This window comes from Virgibacillus pantothenticus, from assembly GCF_018075365.1.
Classification (GTDB): domain Bacteria; phylum Bacillota; class Bacilli; order Bacillales; family Amphibacillaceae; genus Virgibacillus; species Virgibacillus pantothenticus.
On sequence record NZ_CP073011.1, the window covers coordinates 1297594 to 1312481 of the forward strand.

13 protein-coding genes are annotated in these 14888 nt (G+C 36.8%); 11 read left to right on the forward strand and 2 right to left on the reverse strand.

The window, feature by feature from the left end; all coding sequences use genetic code 11:
- Positions 1-622 precede the first annotated feature (622 nt).
- Positions 623-2392, forward strand: coding sequence for a sensor domain-containing diguanylate cyclase (locus KBP50_RS06080; protein WP_050353388.1), 1770 nt, complete (start codon positions 623-625; stop codon positions 2390-2392).
- A gap of 661 nt (positions 2393-3053) precedes the next feature.
- On the opposite strand, the gene KBP50_RS06085 is transcribed toward KBP50_RS06080, so the two are convergent.
- On the reverse strand, positions 3054-3548 hold the full coding sequence (locus KBP50_RS06085; RefSeq protein ID WP_050353387.1) for a GAF domain-containing protein: 495 nt from the start codon (positions 3546-3548) through the stop codon (positions 3054-3056).
- Positions 3549-3661: 113 nt separating this feature from the next.
- On the opposite strand from KBP50_RS06085, the gene refZ reads away from it, so the two are divergent.
- From refZ to KBP50_RS06110, 5 genes are all read left to right on the forward strand, one after another.
- On the forward strand, positions 3662-4282 hold the full coding sequence (gene refZ, locus KBP50_RS06090) for a forespore capture DNA-binding protein RefZ (protein ID WP_050353386.1): 621 nt from the start codon (positions 3662-3664) through the stop codon (positions 4280-4282).
- A 543-nt stretch (positions 4283-4825) separates the two neighbouring features.
- Complete coding sequence (gene ezrA, locus KBP50_RS06095; protein ID WP_050353385.1) at positions 4826-6520, forward strand: septation ring formation regulator EzrA; 1695 nt, start codon at positions 4826-4828, stop codon at positions 6518-6520.
- Positions 6521-6676: 156 nt separating this feature from the next.
- The gene (locus tag KBP50_RS06100; protein WP_050353384.1) at positions 6677-7816 is read left to right on the forward strand and encodes a cysteine desulfurase family protein; all 1140 of its coding nucleotides are present in this window, start codon (positions 6677-6679) and stop codon (positions 7814-7816) included.
- A gap of 5 nt (positions 7817-7821) precedes the next feature.
- Complete coding sequence (gene thiI / locus KBP50_RS06105; protein ID WP_050353383.1) at positions 7822-9018, forward strand: tRNA uracil 4-sulfurtransferase ThiI; 1197 nt, start codon at positions 7822-7824, stop codon at positions 9016-9018.
- Positions 9019-9175: 157 nt separating this feature from the next.
- Positions 9176-9379 (forward strand): alpha/beta-type small acid-soluble spore protein, encoded by a 204-nt coding sequence (locus KBP50_RS06110; RefSeq protein ID WP_050353382.1) that lies wholly within the window; start codon positions 9176-9178, stop codon positions 9377-9379.
- 74 nt (positions 9380-9453) lie between these two features.
- Here KBP50_RS06110 and KBP50_RS06115 read toward each other — a convergent pair whose 3' ends face one another.
- Positions 9454-10254, reverse strand: a complete 801-nt coding sequence (locus KBP50_RS06115; RefSeq protein ID WP_050353381.1) for an NAD kinase — start codon at positions 10252-10254, stop codon at positions 9454-9456.
- Between the two features lie 285 nt (positions 10255-10539).
- Here KBP50_RS06115 and KBP50_RS06120 point away from each other — a divergent pair, with 285 nt between their 5' ends.
- The 5 genes from KBP50_RS06120 (at position 10540) to KBP50_RS06140 (ending at position 14880) form a co-directional block, all read left to right on the forward strand.
- Positions 10540-11013: a DUF2953 domain-containing protein gene (locus KBP50_RS06120; RefSeq protein WP_216872404.1), complete on the forward strand. Its 474-nt coding sequence runs from the start codon at positions 10540-10542 to the stop codon at positions 11011-11013.
- Complete coding sequence (ytfJ, locus tag KBP50_RS06125; protein ID WP_050353379.1) at positions 11014-11469, forward strand: GerW family sporulation protein; 456 nt, start codon at positions 11014-11016, stop codon at positions 11467-11469. It abuts the gene before it with no gap.
- 599 nt (positions 11470-12068) lie between these two features.
- Positions 12069-12569, forward strand: a complete 501-nt coding sequence (gene tpx / locus KBP50_RS06130) for a thiol peroxidase (RefSeq protein WP_050353378.1) — start codon at positions 12069-12071, stop codon at positions 12567-12569.
- Between the two features lie 124 nt (positions 12570-12693).
- Entirely contained in the window at positions 12694-13683 is a 990-nt protein-coding gene (locus KBP50_RS06135; RefSeq protein WP_050353377.1) for a class I SAM-dependent methyltransferase, read from the forward strand.
- 6 nt (positions 13684-13689) lie between these two features.
- Complete coding sequence (locus KBP50_RS06140; protein WP_050353376.1) at positions 13690-14880, forward strand: acetate kinase; 1191 nt, start codon at positions 13690-13692, stop codon at positions 14878-14880.
- Positions 14881-14888 lie beyond the last annotated feature (8 nt).

Below are 14888 nucleotides of genomic sequence, written 5' to 3' on the forward strand. Positions count from 1 at the left end.
AGACATTTCCTCCTTTTTCTTTTATTTGTATAAAATAAAAGAGCGTGTTCTATCCTCTTGCTCATGATGTTTTCATGTACCATCGCTCCAGCAGCTAAGAGTTACGCGATACACCTCCTTGTACGGAGGAACAACATGGTTACAAGCGTCAGATCACTAAGGCTACTTTATTATTTTACACAACGAACAGTATATAATTTTTCTGTTCATAAGTCAACCATTTATGAAAAAACAATTTTTAAAATCATAAGATAGGAAAAAAGTCCTATTTCGTTTATAATAGATGTATTAGACTAGTTAGTTTGATTAGCGTTTATTTCAGATGAAAGATATCATAAAAACTCTATTCAAGTCGAAGCGGCATAAAAAAGTTCGGGCAAGTCTAAATGCCTGATTCGTTCGACTTATAAGATGTTAATCTTAGAGAGCTTGACACACAGAAAAATCTTTCAGCAAAAAAGCTTCGGTAGTGGTATACGCGCCATAAAAATGTTTTTTCTTTTTCAATAGAGCTTAAGATTTTAGCTTTTGTTCCCAGTTACTTAGAGGGGATAAAAGAAACCCGACATTCATTAAAAGTTAACTTTATGTTAATAAACAATTTTAAAAAGCTGGTGAAAAAATGAATTTACAATATGTAAGAGATCACCTACAACAAGCATACGATGAGCTACTTCGCAATATTTTAAAGCGAAATGCCTTGGACAACCTATCATTTATTGTAAAGCAAATTTATACATTAAATGATGTTTCAGCTGTTTGTCTCTATCGATGGGAAGGAGACTTTTACGAACGTTTTATTCTATATACTAATACAAATGCAACCAAACTTATTCCAGATAAGATAATCATAGAAGAGCTTGAAAATAAACAGCAGTACAATGAACAATGTACGAATAGGTATTGGATAACATTAAATACGGATTACCTGCTATTGCTAACAACAACTGAACCTGTTGGAGAAGCTAGTCTTTTTTTCATTCGTTCTGAGATTTTAAACATGTTAGATGTTGTGCATGGAAAACTGGATGAAAAAACACAGTATCCATTCTTATATTATTTAACAATGACACTGTTTACAAAGAAACGAAAAGCAGCTATTGTAAAAACAGTAATAAACACATTTATGCACTTTTATCCCAAGTGTAAAATTCAACTATTGCTGTCTCAAGATACAAATATAGATATTGATTTCCCAGTGGAGTCAATCGCTTACAACGATAATCAGTCAATGAATTCCAGTACAAAAGCATTTATATCAGGTGAAGTACAAATTGAGAAACAATCAGATGTTATTGCAAATCTTTTTGTACCATTAACAGGGAATCAAGGGGTTTATGGGGTGGTTCAATTATTGGGAGATAAAGATTGCACTTTGACAGAACGAGAAATTCCATTTGTTACGAATGTAGCTCAAACTGCGGGGAAGGCCATTGAAAATGCGAGTCTTATGGAACATAGTAAACACCATATTTCAGAATTAAAATTAATTAATGACGTTACCCATCATTTAAACTCTAATTTAGACCTCAAAGAAATTACCGAATATATAAGAGATAAAATTAAGGAGTTATGTCAAGCACAAGAAATTGGCTTTATTTTCAAAAATGGAGGCGAAGATGTTACAGTTTTACAAGCAAGTACTGATTATTTTCACCAACCAGATAGTTTGCAATTTGCAACGTTTTTATTAGAGCAGGAGAAGCATGCAACATTTCATGGGAATTACCATGCCTATACTGGATTACCTTACCGTTCTCTATTGGTCATACCTATGGAGCAAGGACTAGATGTTTACGGTGTAGTAGTTATTATGCATCCATCTACTTATTTCTTTTCCTTTGAGATGTTTAAATTTATGCAGTCTCTCATTCAGCATTGTTCGTTAGCATTCTTTAACGCCATTTTAAAAGAGGAATTACAAAAGGCAGTTATTACAGATGATTTAACCAGACTGTATTCAAGGAAGTATTTAGAGGAAAAAATTATTCAACAAAGAGAAATTACCGCTGAAGGCTCATTAATTCTATTTGATATTGATGATTTTAAAAAAGTAAATGATACGTATGGGCATCATGTAGGTGATGATGTGTTAAAGCAAGTGGCAGAAGTGATTCATCAATTTTCTGACCATAGCGCAATCCCTGCCAGATGGGGAGGGGAGGAATTAGCCATTTATACACCAAATAAGCAAATTGCTGAGGCGGTAGCATTGGCAGGTGAAGTTTGCAACAATGTGGAAAAGATGACAAATCCGACAGTGACCCTTTCATGTGGTGTATCTACTTGGCAAAATGACCTTAATGACTCCGTTAGTGAGTTGTTTATTCGAGCTGATCGAGCACTTTATAAAGCGAAGCAAATGGGAAAGAACAGTGTCGTACAAGGGTAGGAAGCATATGATAGAAGTGTTAATTATCCCCAATGTAAGGTGCTGTAAGACCCTTCGCAGGTTCCGAGTAGGTTCAAGGAGGCTAATTGGGGATAACGACACCTAAATTCCCAATAAGTCACCAAAATCTTGGGCGTGTCACGCAGAAAAAGTCCTCTCTTTTCAAGGACAAAGGACAAGAAACGCTACATAAGTGACGCTTCGCACGCATACGCAGAAGAAGTGTTTTCTTTTTTCAGGAACGTTGCGATCTTAGCTTTTGCTCTACTTTTCAATCAGTGGGTGGTGAAATAATTCACTTTATTAGTTACCAATGGATAAGTAAGCTCCCTATGTGGTAACGCGTGTCCACATAGGAGCTTCTTCATTGTATAGGAAACTATAAAATGAGGTGCTTGAGGATAACGAAATAACCAAATAGTCACGTCCGGTTCCACCGTCCAGCAACGATGCGACTTTAGAAATGCGCCCTACGATAAGGCCTCAGCGGTTCGTCGCTAAGAGGAAGGTCGACTAAAATGGGCTTGCCGCCGAGACGTCGGCATACCCCTGTTTTAGTGGCATGATTCCTAAATCTTTAGTTGATTCGTTCCATTCACTATGTTGCTAAACGGGCGCTTGCACCTTTGTTTTTTAATAGCTCAGTTAAACGGGTTAATCTTTAGGCATTAGTCAAATAGCGTTGTAACGTTTCGACAAATTGTTCCAAGTAGATTTGATCCGTTTCATCAAATCGATTGGTTAAAGGACTGTCGATATCAAGTACTCCAAATATTTTATTGCCTTTTTTAATTGGAACAACAATCTCGGAATTAGTGGCTCCGTCACATGCAATATGACCGGGGAATTGATGGACGTCTGCGACCCGCTGTGTAGCGTTTTCCTCTATCGCTTTCCCACACACACCTTTTCCATAACCAATACGAATACAAGCAGGTAGTCCTTGAAAAGGTCCAAGCACTAATTCATTCTCTTCTTCTTTCCAAATGTAAAACCCTACCCAATTTGTATTTTCTAGAAATTGATTTAATAGTGCAGAAGCATTGGATAAGATGGCGATTTCATCGTGTTCATCTTCACTTAAGGCTTGGAGCTGACGAATTAATAAATCATAGTCTTTTTGTTTATTTCCGGAATAGTGAACAGTTTGAAACATAAAACATTCCCCTTTTTACAGTTATTTTCGACAGATGTGTTATTTTTGTCGAGCGAAAAATGCAGGATAAATAATTGCTTTTGTCGTAAAGGTGATATAAGGAGTTGAATAAGATGAAAATTAATCCCTCAAAACAAAAGGTCATCGAGGCTGCTTCTGAACTCTTTTTTCAAAAAGGATTTCATGGTACATCGGTTCGTGATATTGCAGACAAAGCACAAGTCAATGTTTCCTTAATTAGCTATTATTTCAAAGGAAAACAAGGTTTGCTAGAATTTGCTGTCACAGACTACTATGAAAAGTATCTAGAAACAGTAGAAGCAATCATCGAACAGAACCAAGATTTACACATGTTGGATCAACTAAAGGAATTAATTTTCCTCATTATACAGTATAAACAAAACAAGCATCAATTCTCCTGTTTCATCCATAGAGAGTTATCATTAGATTCGGTGTTTGTTAGAGAAATCACTGTTACATATTTAGCGAAGGAAAATTATCTTTTAAGTAAAGCCTTTTATGCTGTATTAGATGAGCAACGATCATCGATTAATGACCGAACCTATTTATTTATGCAATTAAAAGGTATGCTTGTTACACCGTATATGATGCCAAATGAATGGAAAAATCAAATTATCGGCGAATATTCCCATCAAAGGTTCGTCCGCAACTATGTGAAAACGATTCATGATTGGCTGGATTGCTTAGTTGCAAAGCAAAAAGATCATGCCTAGTTTTAAAACAGTATTTTATTGATTGCTGTAATAAAGAGCAACTTCAAGAAGCTAGTTCAAAAAAGGTGCTACAAAGAGAAAAAAATGACTAAACGAAACAAATTTTATCATTTTTCATCTAATCGCCAATTTATTTGTATTTTTTTAGCAAAAGAAGCGTCGAACATGGTATTATAATATGTAGATTTATTATGATTCGAGTTTTAATTCATTAGCAAATGATATTCTCTTAAAGTGAAGTTCAAAAAGGAAAAATAAAAAGGACCAAGGTCGGTTAGATCGAGGGTTCTTGAAAAATGAGTTGTATCATTGTCTGGTTGTCCTTATCCTAGAATTTGCTTATGATGGACTGCTTCGGATTTTTCTTAATGAGTTACAGTATTGATGCTAGCAACTCTTATACGAATAAGTTCAAGAACTGCGAATGCGAGTATAGGTGATTTCAATACATAAGAGGTAAAGGAATAAACCATCGGTGAAATTAGATGTGCTTTATAGGACTTTTTGAACAAGTTTTTAGGAGATTTAGTTGGGAGGCATTTTATGGCATACATCATTGGCAGTATACTTATAGTCATTGCACTTATTATTACAGGACTTATTTTACGTAAAAGGGTATATGATGTAGTCGATCGCTATGAAGCTTGGAAAATGGATATTATGGATCGAAACATCAATGCTGAGCTCTCCCGTATAAAAATTCTTAACTTGTCTGGAGAAACGCAAGATAAGTTCGAGGCTTGGAAAGAGCGTTGGGAACATATTGTTACAAAGGAATTAACAGATATTGAGGAGCTTCTATTTGATGCAGAGGCGGCTGCAGATCGTTATCGTTTTTCAAGAGCTAAAAAGACATTAGCTGAAGTGGAAAAAATCCTGCAGACAGTGGAAGTGGAAATCGAACAAATTATTAAAGAAGTGGATGAACTGCTCCATTCTGAAGAGGAAAGTCGTAAGGAAATAGAACATGTCGAGCCGACTTTGAAAGACTTACGCAAAAAACTATCGCAAAACCGTTATCAATATGGGAAAGCCGAGAGTTATTTTGAGGCAAGGTTAGATGAGCTGTTTAATGAGCTTGCCTCTTACTATCAATTAGTAGAAGGTGGAAATTACCTAGAGGCAAAAGAGCTCGTAGATAAGCTCAAACTTTCGCTTGATAATTTGGAAAAACAGTTTGATGAATTCCCTCAGTTGTATCGGATGTGTAAGCAGGAGCTCCCTTCGCAATTAGATGACCTTCTTTCTGGAATAAAGGAAATGAAAAGTGAAGGATACAGAGTAGAGCATCTTGCGTTCGAAAAAGAAATTCGCAACTATCAGCAAAAGCTTTTACATATGGTGGACAAACTTGATAATGGCGATATGGCTAACGCAGAAATATTAATTGAGGAAATCGAAGTACGTTCGAAAGAGATGTACCAACTGTTAGAAAAAGAAGCGATTGCTAAAAATTATGTAGAAACAAAGATGCCAACGTATCAACATGTTATGGAAGAAGTTACAGCAACTTTTCATCACACGAAACAAGAAGTAGATCAGCTACAAAAGGCTTATTATTTTGAAGATAGCGATATGGAAAAATATTTATCGCTGGAGAAATCCATAGCGAAATTAAATTCCCAAATGGAAGCAGTTGTCTCGGAGATGGAAGAGGAGAAATCACCGCATACAAAGCTTCGTAATGAAATAGAAGCAGCCCTTAAAGAAATTGAAACATTAAAAGAAAGTCATGAAGCATTTAAAAAACGGATTCAAAATCTCCGCAAAGACGAGTTAGAAGCAAAAGAAAAGTTGACAGAAATGCGAAATCAGTTATATTCTATACAACGAAAGCTTAAGAAGAGCAACGTTCCTGGAGTCCCTACTTTTATTTGGAACCTTATAGAAACAGCTAATGACAAAAATGCACGTGTTGTAAAGGCGTTGGAAAATCAACCTTTGGAAATGGCTGAAGTACAACAGGCCTTAAATGATGCAAAGAATGCTGTTTCCCACTGTATGGAGCAAACGAATCTGATGTTAGAACAAGCTTATTTAACGGAGCAGGTTATCCAATATGCGAATCGATATCGTAGTCAATACCCATTACTAGCTGAGAAACTTTCCGAGTCTGAGCGGTTGTTTAGGAAGTACGAATATGAATTAGCACTTGAAAATGCAGCAAAAGCGGTGGAAGAGGTAGAACCAGGAGCATTAAAGCGAATTGAGGTACACCAATCTGAAGTGGAAGAATAATTTAAATAGATGTCGTTTGGAAAAAGGATATTCATTCGATGGTATCCTTTTTTGCACGTTTTAATAGCAGTTGATTTTATAAGCCGCTCTGCTGTGCTTTTTATAAGGCGTCAGATCATAGTGCATCATTCGTAAGAAAGGTATGGCGAATAAATAATGATTTACTTAGATAATAGTGCAACCACAAAACCTGAAGCGTCTGTCTTAAAGAGCTTCGAAAAAGTCTCGACGGATTTTTTTGCAAATCCGTCTTCTATACATCCTTTAGGGGGGGAATCTGAAAAGCTCCTTCATCAGGCAAAGGACCAGGCGGCAAAGTTGTTGGAAGTTGCTCGCTCGGAAATCGTTTTTACTTCTGGAGGAACAGAAGGAAATAATTTGGCGATTAAAGGAATTGCCCTCGAACATCAGCACAGAGGTAAGCATATTATTACAACGGCTGTGGAGCATGCGTCTGTATATGAAGCGTGTAAAAGCCTTGAGAAATTGGGCTTTAACATCACATATTTGCCTGTCAATCAGGATGGTATTATTAACGTAAACGATTTACAGGCTGCTATTCAAGACGATACGATTTTAATTAGCATAATGCATGTAAACAGCGAGCTTGGTTCGATACAACCAATAAAGGAAGTCGGGGCAATTACTAAAAAATATCCGAAATTATTTTTTCATGTAGATCATGTACAAGGGTTAGGAAAGGTTCCTTTGTCATTGAAAGATAGTGGAATAGATCTTTGTACGATGTCTGGGCATAAAATTCATGGCTTAAAGGGAACTGGTTTATTATATATAAGAAATCGGACGACATTATTTCCGCTTTTTCACGGGGGAGCGCAAGAGCAAGCAAAGCGTTCTGGTACTGAAAACTTGGCAGGTGCGGTTTCGTTTGTACGAGCATTACGTTTAATTTTGGAAAGGGAAAGAACGCATAAACATGAATTATTACAAATGCAGCAATATATTCGTAAAGAGTTAGAGAAACTTCCGGATGTTTTTGTAAATACCCCTTTACATGCAGCTCCACATATCATTAATTTTTCTGTTCCAGGTGTGAAGCCAGAGGTACTAATTCATTTGCTGGCAGAGAATGATATTTATATATCAACGAAATCGGCTTGTTCTTCCAAACAAACCGATGAGAGTAAGATTTTAGCAGCTTGTGGTCTTCCAAAAAAGAGAACGACTTCTGCGCTACGAGTAAGTCTTACTTATACAAATACAATGGAAGAATTGCAGCAGTTTATGGGTATATTAAGGAGAAACATACAACAATTAAAAAAAGTAATGGAGTAGAGGCTATGCAATACGATTATATATTAATACGTTACGGGGAGATGGCTTTAAAAGGTAAAAACATAAAAGCATTTATCCTTCGTTTACAGGAAAATATTCAAAACAAGTTACAAGATTATAAAAACGTGAAGGTGAAACGGACGCAAGGAAGAATGTTCATTCTATTAAATGGGCATGACCCAGAACCAATCATCGATAAATGTAAGCATATTTTTGGAATACAAAGTTTAAGCTTGGCGATTAAGGAAGAAAATGACCCTGACAAAGTGAAAGAGGCTGCATTATATGCGCTTAAGAAAAATGATGCTGCAAGTACATTTAAAGTTACAGTAAAACGTATTAACAAAGATTTCCCGATTCGTTCACAGGAATTTAATCATGTTGTAGGCAAGCATTTGCTAACGAATACAAATGGTATAACCGTTGATGTTCATCAGCCAGATGTAGAGATTAAGATCGAGATTCGTAACGAGGCAACGTATATAACTTCTAGTGTCGTTCAAGGAGCTGGAGGCTTGCCAGTTGGTACATCTGGTAAATCGTTATTGTTATTGTCTGGTGGTATTGATAGTCCTGTAGCTGGCTATCTGGCGATGAAGCGAGGCGTTCAATTGGAAGCTATTCACTTCCATTCTCCGCCATTTACGAGTGAACGAGCGAAACAAAAAGTGCTTGATTTAGCTAAACAATTGACACAATATGGGAAGTCTATTCAAGTTCATCTTGTTCCGTTTACGAAATTACAACAGGAAATTTTCCGCCAAATTCCAGATGGTTATGCGATGACAATTATGCGTCGGATAATGATGCGCATAAGTGAAAAAGTGTGTCAGGAACAAGGGATTTTATCTATAACTACGGGAGAAAATTTAGGACAAGTTGCTAGCCAAACAATGGAAAGCATGAACGTCATTAATGAAGTGACTAACTATCCCATTTTGCGGCCACTTGTTGCAATGGATAAGACCGAAATCATTGATATAGCAAAGAAAATTGGCACATATGAGACATCCATTCTCCCATATGAAGACTGCTGTACGGTTTTTGTACCAAAGTCACCGAAAACAAAACCGAAAAGGGAGAAAGCAAACCATTTTGAAGCAAAAGCAGATTTATCGGAATGGGTGGAAGAGGCATTGCAAAACATAGAGACAATTAAGATTACATCTCGGCAAGAAAATACGTACGAAAATTTGTTTTAGAAACGAAGATGTTAACAGATTGGTTTAAATAAAACGCTGTATGGAGCTTCTCTGTTAAAGCCAAACCTAAAAGTACTTTACAGTAACTACCAATTGAAAATATGAATGGATTCTCTCCTCGGTACACATTCTATAAGTACCAAGGAGGTGATTTATTATGGCAAATAACAATTCAAATCAGTTAGTAGTCCCTGGTGTTCAACAAGCTCTAGATCAAATGAAATACGAAATCGCTCAAGAATTTGGTGTTCAATTAGGACCAGATTCAACTTCTCGCTCTAACGGATCTGTTGGTGGAGAAATTACAAAACGTCTAGTACAAATGGCTGAGCAACAATTTGGTGGTCAACAAACTTTCTAAAAAAATATAGAAATGGTAAAGAAGGACTATCCCTTTTGTGGATAGTCCTTTCGTTTACTTGTTTAAACATACACTTATAGAAATGTTCGTTTTACTCGATCCCAAAATGAATTATTTTTCAGTTTCACTGTTTTTACTACTTTATCACTTAAAGTAACGGTAATATCATGTATGTTGCGAATGGAATAAGCTTCATTATCCAGACCGATAATTGGATAATCATTTCCATCTTGTCTTACGGATAAACGTAATTTTCTATCTTGGTTCAGAATAAAAGAAGAACCAAGTGTACGATAACGATTATTGTTAATAGACGCCAGTTCAGTTACTTGAAAACAAGGGATACGTGGATCGATGACAGCACCATTTGTAGATTTATTATAGCCCGTACTTCCGGTAGGTGTGGCCACAATTAAGCCATCCCCACGAAACGTCTCAAAATGTTGATCATCGATATATACATCGATCACAATCGATTTAATGATCGTTGATCGAACGCTGATCTCATTAAGACAATAAAAACTTGTTTCCCCATTTACATTCGCATGAATAATAGGAAAACGTCGCACTTCAAGTTCCTCATGCTGCATTGTGTCGAGCATTTCATCGAAGTTGTCCATATTAAAGTCGCAATATAAACTCGATTCTCCAGATCGATTTATTCCAATGTAAAGACAATCTTGGCGGTAGCCTGTTTTTCTGGCTGCTTGTAAAAAAGCACCGTCACCACCAATACTAACGATAATATTTGCATTTTTTGCATGCTCTACAATTTCGAAACCGTTCTCAATAGCTACATTACTTAGTGTCGATAATTTTTCTTCAATACCTTTGCTAGTTACATAATAAAAGAAGATGTTATTTCGTTCTGTCATGCTATCATCCCTCCCAAGATGTTTATCTCATCTCATTTTGTTACCACTAGAAATGCAACATAGTTTCATCTTATTCTACCATGTTTCGTTATAATGTTAAAAAAATTACTTGAAATACAACTAGGTTTTTGGATAAAAATAGTAACTTGCGGAAAAATAAGCAACGGGGTGGTAAACATGCCGGTCATTTTTATGATCTTATGTTTTATCTTGATACTGATCGTAGTTATTTTTATAAGTAAGTGGAAAATCAACATACAAATCGTATATCGCCCTTCCTATTTGATGTTAACCATACAAGTAAATTGGTTGTTTATTCGGATGGTTAACAAATCTATTCGGCTTGATCATATGCAAGAGGACGGTCAAAAGGACACTTTCCATACTTTTTTCAGCCAATTACAAGAACTATACAAAATGCTCCCAAGGATAAATGCTCTTGTTACGACTGCATTACAGCATATAGTTATTCGAAATTGGAAATGGTACACAGAAGGAGGCATAGGAGATGCGGCTCTTACTGGAATGACGGCTGGGGGGGTATGGGGGATAAAAGGAGTCATTACTAGTTGGATTATGAGAAAAAGCAAGGAAGATTGTCGGCCCGACTTACAAGTGAAACCTTTATTTCAACAAAGTCATTTTGAAATGTTTTTTTCTTGTATGGTTTCAACACGAATCACACAAGCTATACATACCGTTGTACAGCTATTGCGAATATTAGGTAGTGAAAAGAGAAAAGAGAAGGAGTGTAAATAAATGGACGATCATCCTATACAAGGTCTAATGACGACAGCAATGGAAAATTTAAAGGATATGGTAGAAGCAAATACGATAATTGGAAATCCTGTTCAAGCTCCAGAAGGAAGTATCATCATTCCTGTGTCAAAAGTTGGATTTGGTTTTGCTGCAGGTGGTAGTGAATTTCAATCAACAAGTAATGCTTCAACGGATAGTGAAGCGACACTCCCTTTTGGGGGTGGAAGTGGGGGAGGAGTATCCATTACACCGGTTGCTTTCTTAATTGTAAGTGAGCAAGGAATCAAGATGGTACATTTGGACCAACAAACACATATTTACGAAAAAATGCTTGATTTTGCGCCGCAAGTTGTAGATAAAGTCCAAGAGATTATCAAATCAGCTGATAAAAAGCAATCACCAAAGAAGGAAACAGAAAGAAAAGAAAAACAGGCTCCAACGCAATATGATGTATAAAAAGTAAAGGAGAAGACTGCGTGGGATGTATGCGCCCAAGCAGTGAGGAAGTCGGATAGGCAAATCCGTCCGACAAATTCAAGCTGTGACGGGTAGGAAAATAGAGTACCGAAGTTTCCGGATTTCACACTGCCAAGAAAAGCTTCTAGTAAGTTCATAGGTGTCCGTACCGTAAACTGACACAGCATATAAGGTGCTGTAAGACTCCCACTTCAGGAGTTGGATAATCTGTAACTGTAACAAGTCTAAGTGGGGGATACCAGCACTACCTAAATGCAATGCCCTATTTCGTAAGAGGCCTTTAGGTCATACCATTATGGTACTAACAATCCGTAGGGGATGAATGAAAAACCCCAATGACGAAAATTCATTTTATCGCTTTGTCTTAAAACTATTTCTACTGGTTTGTGGGAAATAAACCGACTTATTGCTGTACGCTTTTTATTCCTTTTACAGGAAACTTAGTTGAATGATATGAAACAAGAATGAAAGCGGTTGTTATTTTGTTCACAAATTATTCCCTGTAAATTAGTGGACATGAGCTTATAATCACTTCATAATGGTAGGGGAATACAATTATTTAGGAAGGAATGATTCTTATGGCAAACGTAACATTCCAACATGAACCAGTCACACTATTAGGTAATGAAGTAAAGGTCGGTGATCAAGCACCGGACTTTAACGTACTGACGAATGATTTGAAAGAAGTAACGTTGGACGATTACAAGGGAAAGGTTAAGCTAATTAGTGTTGTTCCTTCAATTGATACTGGGGTATGTGCTGACCAAACAAAACGTTTTAATGAAGAAGCTGCTGCAATAGGGAATGTTCAAGTATTAACCGTGAGTATGGATTTACCTTTTGCACAGAAGCGTTGGGTAACCCAACATAATATTGATCAACTTGATATATTATCTGACCACCGTGATGCGAGTTTTGGTCATCAATATGGTGTTCTTATAAAGGAATTACGCTTACTGGCGCGCGCTATATTCGTTGTTGATAGTAACGACAAAGTCAACTATGTAGAATATGTAAGTGAAGTAAGCAACCATCCAGATTATGATGCTGCTCTGGAAGCTGCTAAGAAGACAAATTAACGTCTCTCTCCACTGTGAGGGGGATTTTTACTGTCCAATCGGATGAAAGCAATTCATTGTATTCAGCTAACGCTTTTGATACAATAGATGGCGCTTTATAGCAACCGAATGGAGGGTGCGATTGATGAAAAAGTCAAACGTAGAAACGTTGTATGAATGGATGGATGAACTTACTGGAACGATTCAAGAACATATGAATGAAACTTATTTGGACAGCTTGATATATGCGATGGAGATCATGTTCCACCGTGAAGTTACCATAGAGTTTGAAGAGCAGTTATCTTCCAAGTTGGAAAAGTTGCTACAAACAACATCAATCGATGCATTTACAATTGAAGAGATAAGAAAGGCCAATCAGCTGGCAATATTAAAAGGAATGAAAGGCTCGACGCAACCACAGCATATGATGACTCCTGAGACAGTTGCTTTAATTATTGCTTATCTTAGCGGTAAGCTGATGGAAGATCAAAAAGAAATTCGTATATTTGATCCAGCAAGTGGTACCGGAAACTTACTTACAACGGTATATAGCCAACTATCTCAAGTTAAACAGGCATATGCAAGTGAAATTGACCCAACTTTAATTCAGCTAGCTGCTTGGAATGCGAATATGCAGAAGCAACAGATAGAATTTTTCCATCAAGATAGTTTGCAGCCTTTCTTACTAGATCCTGTTGATTTAATTGTCGCAGATTTACCAGTGGGATATTATCCCGATGATATCCGCTCTGGTAATTTTGAATTGAAAGCGAAGGAAGGTCATTCCTACGCGCATCATTTATTTATCGAGCAAAGTCTTAATTATACGATAGCAGGAGGGTACCTTCTATTTGTCATCCCAGCATTTTTATTTGAAAGCGATCAGGCAGAGCAATTAAAGCAATTTCTTCATAAACATGCACATATTGTAGGTATATTAAGCTTGCCTGATACAGCTTTTCAATCAGACAAGCATAGAAAGAGTATTTTTATACTACAAAAAAAAGGTCACCATACTACCACTCCTAAGCAACCATTATTGGTGAAAATGCCTTCATTTTCAAATACCAATGCAATGGGAGATATATTAGGTCAAATAAATAATTGGTTCCAGACGTACAAAAAGAGGAGTTGAACAGCAATGAGTAATGTATTGGCCATTAATGCCGGTAGTTCATCTTTGAAATTCCAACTAATACGAATGCCAGAAGAAGAAGTTCTTGCGAAAGGACTTGTAGAACGAATCGGACTTCATGAAGCTATTTTTGAAATGAAAGCTAATGGGGAACAAGAAAAGTTTGTTGGGGACATCCCTAATCACGAAGAAGCTGTAAAAAAATTGTTAGACGGTTTAAAAAAATCGGGTGTCATTCAGTCATTCGATGAAATTAATGCAGTTGGACACCGAGTTGTACATGGAGGAGAAAAATTTAGCGATTCTGTGTTAATTACTGAACAGGTAATTGAAGGGATTGAAGAGATTTCTGAATTAGCACCGTTACACAATCCAGCGCATTTAACTGGAATTCATGCATTTCGCCGTATTCTTCCAAATGTGCCTATGGTTGCTGTTTTTGATACAGCATTTCACCAAACAATGCCACCTTCATCCTATTTATATAGTTTACCTTATAACTATTATGAAGATTATGGTATTCGTAAATACGGTTTCCATGGAACCTCACATAAATATGTATCACAACGTGCAGCGGAACTGTTAGGTGTACCGCTTGAAAACCTACGATTGATTTCTTGCCACTTAGGAAATGGATCTAGTATAGCTGCCATTCAAGGTGGAAAATCCATTGATACATCAATGGGCTTTACGCCGCTTGCAGGTTTGACGATGGGAACTCGTTCCGGAGATATTGATCCAGCACTTATTCCGTATATCATGGAGAAAACCGGAAAATCAGCTTCCGAAGTCGTTCATGTGTTAAATAAAGAAAGTGGAATGTTAGCTTTATCTGGTTTTTCTAGTGATTTGAGAGATATTGAGCAAAAAGCGGATGAAGACCCACGTGCCAAGCTTGCATTAGATGTATTTGCAGAGCGCATCCACAAATATTTAGGCTCTTATGCAGCAAAAATGAGTGGAGTCGATGCAATTATCTTTACTGCTGGTGTCGGAGAAAATAGTGTATTAATTCGTGAAAAAGTATTGCGTGGCTTAGAGTTTATGGGTGTGTACTGGGATCCTGCTTTAAATGATACGCGAGGAAAAGAACAATTCGTAAATTATCCTCATTCACCGGTAAAAGTAATCATTATTCCAACAAACGAAGAAGTAATGATTGCAAGAGATACCGTGCGTTTAACGGAATCAAATTGAGATAAAAG